The sequence below is a fragment of the Microbacterium sp. ISL-103 genome, assembly GCF_018613995.1.
Classification (GTDB): domain Bacteria; phylum Actinomycetota; class Actinomycetes; order Actinomycetales; family Microbacteriaceae; genus Microbacterium.
Map to the genome: position 1 here is coordinate 1 of NZ_JAGGPD010000176.1, position 3,051 is coordinate 3,051.

General features: G+C 69.9%; 4 protein-coding genes. 3 read left to right on the forward strand and 1 reads right to left on the reverse strand.

All coding sequences use genetic code 11. The annotated features are described in order from the left end of the window. On the forward strand, positions 1-341 hold a 341-nt coding region (locus J7E68_RS07320; RefSeq protein WP_215171277.1), incomplete at its 5' end, for a nitronate monooxygenase. Positions 342-351: 10 nt separating this feature from the next. Here the strand turns inward: J7E68_RS07320 and purU are convergent. Next, on the reverse strand, positions 352-1,203 hold the full coding sequence (gene purU / locus J7E68_RS07325; protein WP_215171279.1) for a formyltetrahydrofolate deformylase: 852 nt from the start codon (positions 1,201-1,203) through the stop codon (positions 352-354). An 84-nt stretch (positions 1,204-1,287) separates the two neighbouring features. On the opposite strand from purU, the gene J7E68_RS07330 reads away from it, so the two are divergent. Both J7E68_RS07330 and J7E68_RS07335 read left to right on the forward strand, forming a co-directional pair. Next, on the forward strand, positions 1,288-2,502 hold the full coding sequence (locus tag J7E68_RS07330; protein ID WP_215171281.1) for a cation:proton antiporter: 1,215 nt from the start codon (positions 1,288-1,290) through the stop codon (positions 2,500-2,502). Further along, positions 2,499-2,957 carry a glutaminase gene (locus J7E68_RS07335; RefSeq protein ID WP_215171283.1) on the forward strand — a complete coding sequence of 153 codons (459 nt, stop codon included), beginning with the start codon at positions 2,499-2,501 and terminating at the stop codon, positions 2,955-2,957. Before J7E68_RS07330 ends, J7E68_RS07335 begins: the two co-directional genes overlap by 4 nt. The last annotated feature ends 94 nt before the right edge of the window (positions 2,958-3,051 follow it).

The window sequence follows — 3,051 nt, forward strand, 5'->3', positions numbered from 1 at the left end:
GCACGGCGTTTCTCGCCACGGCCGAGTCGGCCGCGACACCGGCGCACCACGAGGCGATCCGCTCGACGGCCGCCGACGCGACCGTGCTCACCCGGGCGATGAGCGGACGCCTCGCCCGTGGCTCCCGCAATCGTGCGGTGCGCGCGATCGAGGCCGGCGGCATGATCGCCCCGTTCCCGATGCAGAACTGGCTCACGGGGCAGTTCCGCGCTGTCGCGGGGCCGCAGAATCTCGGTGAGATGCAGTCGCTGTGGATGGGCCAGGGGGCGCCGCTCGCCGGCTACCCGACCGCGGCCGAGGCGTTCGCCGAGCTGCTCGCGGGAGTGCCGCGAGGGTTGTGACCCGGTCGGATCAGAGGATGACGGTCGAGCGGCCGTGCACGATCACCCGATCTTCGGCATGCCACTGCACGGCGCGCGCGAGCACTTGACGTTCGACGTCGGCGCCGCGCTGCTGCAGATCGGCGGCCGACTCCGAGTGAGTGACGCGAGTGACGTCCTGCTCGATGATCGGTCCCTCGTCGAGATCCGCCGTCGCATAGTGCGCGGTGGCTCCGATCAGCTTCACGCCGCGGTCCTTGGCTCTGGCGTACGGGTTCGCCCCGATGAACGCGGGCAGGAACGAGTGGTGGATGTTGATGATCGGGGCGCCGAGGCCCTCGATGAAGTCGTCGGTGAGGATCTGCATGTACCGGGCGAGCACCACGAGATCGACGTTGCCGCGCAGGAGCTCGAGCTGACGCTGCTCCATCTGCTGCTTGTCGCCGGAGGGGATGTGCACGAACGGCACGCCGAACGAGCGCACCGATTCGGCAAGGTCGGGGTGGTTCGAGACGACCATCGTGACGTCGATGTCGAGCTGGCCGCGCTGCGTGCGCCACAGCAGCTCCATGAGGCAGTGGTCGTACTTCGAGACGAAGATCGCGACGCGCTTGCGGCGCGCCGTGTCGTGCAGCGACCACTCCATGCGGAAGCGGTCGGCGACCTGGGCGAGGTCCGCCTCGAGGGCCGTACGTGCCGCCGAGAGGCCGGGGAGGTGGATGACCGTCCGCTGGAAGAACCGACCGCCCTCGGAGTCGGTGGAGTGCTGGTCGAGCGAGATGATGTTCGCGCCGTGCGCGGACAGCACCCCGGCGACTGCGGCGACGATGCCGGGCTGATCGTCGCAGGCGATCAGCAGGCGGGCGGTGTCAGGCTGAGACATGAGGGCTCCTCGGGGGTGTGCATCGATTCTGCCGTGGATCAGACCACCGGGCGAATCGCGACGACGGGTCGCTACTCTGGGAGCGTGGACGCGGGCGATTCCGGACTGGTGCTGATCCCGCTGCTCGCCGTGGCAGCGCCGCTGCTCGCGCGCGGCATCCGCCCCGTCATCCGCGTGCCGATCATCGTCTTCGAGCTCGTGCTCGGAATCCTCGCCGGGCCCGCGGTGCTCGGATGGGTCGAGCCGACGGCGATGCTCGAGAAGCTCAGCGACTTCGGTCTGGCGATGCTCTTCTTCATCGCGGGGTCCGAGATCGACTTCCGGTCCGTCGCCGGACGCCCGCTCGTGCGGGCGTCGATCGGGTGGGGCATCAGCGTGCTGCTGGGCATCGGGATCGGGTTCGTCCTCGCACCGGGCGAGGGGATGGTCGTGATCGCGATCGCCCTCAGCTCCACCGCTCTCGGCACCCTGATGCCGATCCTGCGAGATGCGAAGGAGACCGACACCCCGTTCGGCCGGGCCGTCACCGTCGTCGGAGCGGTCGGGGAGTTCCTCCCCCTGATCGCGATCTCGCTGTTCCTCAGCACGCGCACCACACCGCTCGCCACCGCCGTGCTGCTCGCGTTCGTGGCGCTCGCCGGTCTCGCCGTCTTCATGGCGCATCGGGTGCCGCACGGCCGACTGCACTCGTTCGTGCGGGCGACCCTGCACACCTCTGACCAGTTCGGGGTGCGGTTCGTGCTGCTGCTGATCGCCTCGCTCGTCGGCCTCAGCGTGATGCTCGACCTCGACATGCTGCTGGGCGCGTTCGTGGCGGGGGCGGTGTGGCGCATCATCATGGCTCGGGCGCCCGAGAAAGACGCAGAGGCCGTCGAGACGAAGCTCGAGGCGATCGCCTTCGGGTTCCTCGTGCCGATCTTCTTCCTCTACACCGGTGTCAACTTCGACCTGCAGGCGCTCATGACCTCGTCGTCGGCGATGCTCATGCTGCCGCTGTTCCTCGTCGCGCTGCTCGTGCTCCGCGGCGCGACCGCGCAGCTCTCCGCGCCGACCGGTGCGAGCGTCAAGGATCGCACGGCACTCGGACTGCTGGCGGCGACGGGACTGCCGATCATCGTGGCCGTGACCGCGATCGGTGTCGATCAGAAGATGATCGACACCGGCACGGCCGCGGCCCTCGTCGGAGCCGGGATGCTGTCGGTGCTGCTCTTCCCGCTGATCGGCATGCTGATCCGCGGCGAGGCGGCGACACTCACCGAGCCGAAGCTGGTGCGCGACACCCCGCAGGGAGAACTGTGACGACCGCATCCGCGCTTCTGACCGAGGCGGTGCAGGCATTGACCGGCCTGCCGAAGGAGGGGCTCGGCGAAGACCGGGACTCGCGCTGGCGCGGACGCCGCATCGTGCGCGTCGGAGAGGCCTGGCATCTCGGGGTGCTGCTGCTCACCGAGACCCACGCTCTGGCCACCGCCGAGGTGCTGCGTGCCGCAGACCCCGGACGCCGCGGGTACACGGCGGAGTCGGCGCGCGAGCGTGCGGAACGAAGGGCGCTCGCTCTGCGCGGCGGTTTCGCCGAGGGCGACGTCGTGCACATCGGGTGGTCGGTGATCGACGTCGACGCCGTCGATGCGGGCGGCGCATCGGGGCCCCTCGCATCCGTCGATGGCGTCCCCTCGGTGCGATGGAGCACTGCCGGGGGATGGATGCCGCTCGAGGCATACCTCCGCGAGCGTGTGGAGCTGCTGCGGGGCTGAGACGGTCGCGTCAGGCCGGCGCGAAGGTCTGGGCGAAGCGGCGCAGCAGGGCTGCGCCCTCGGTGACGGATGCCGACAGCACCTGCCCCTGCAC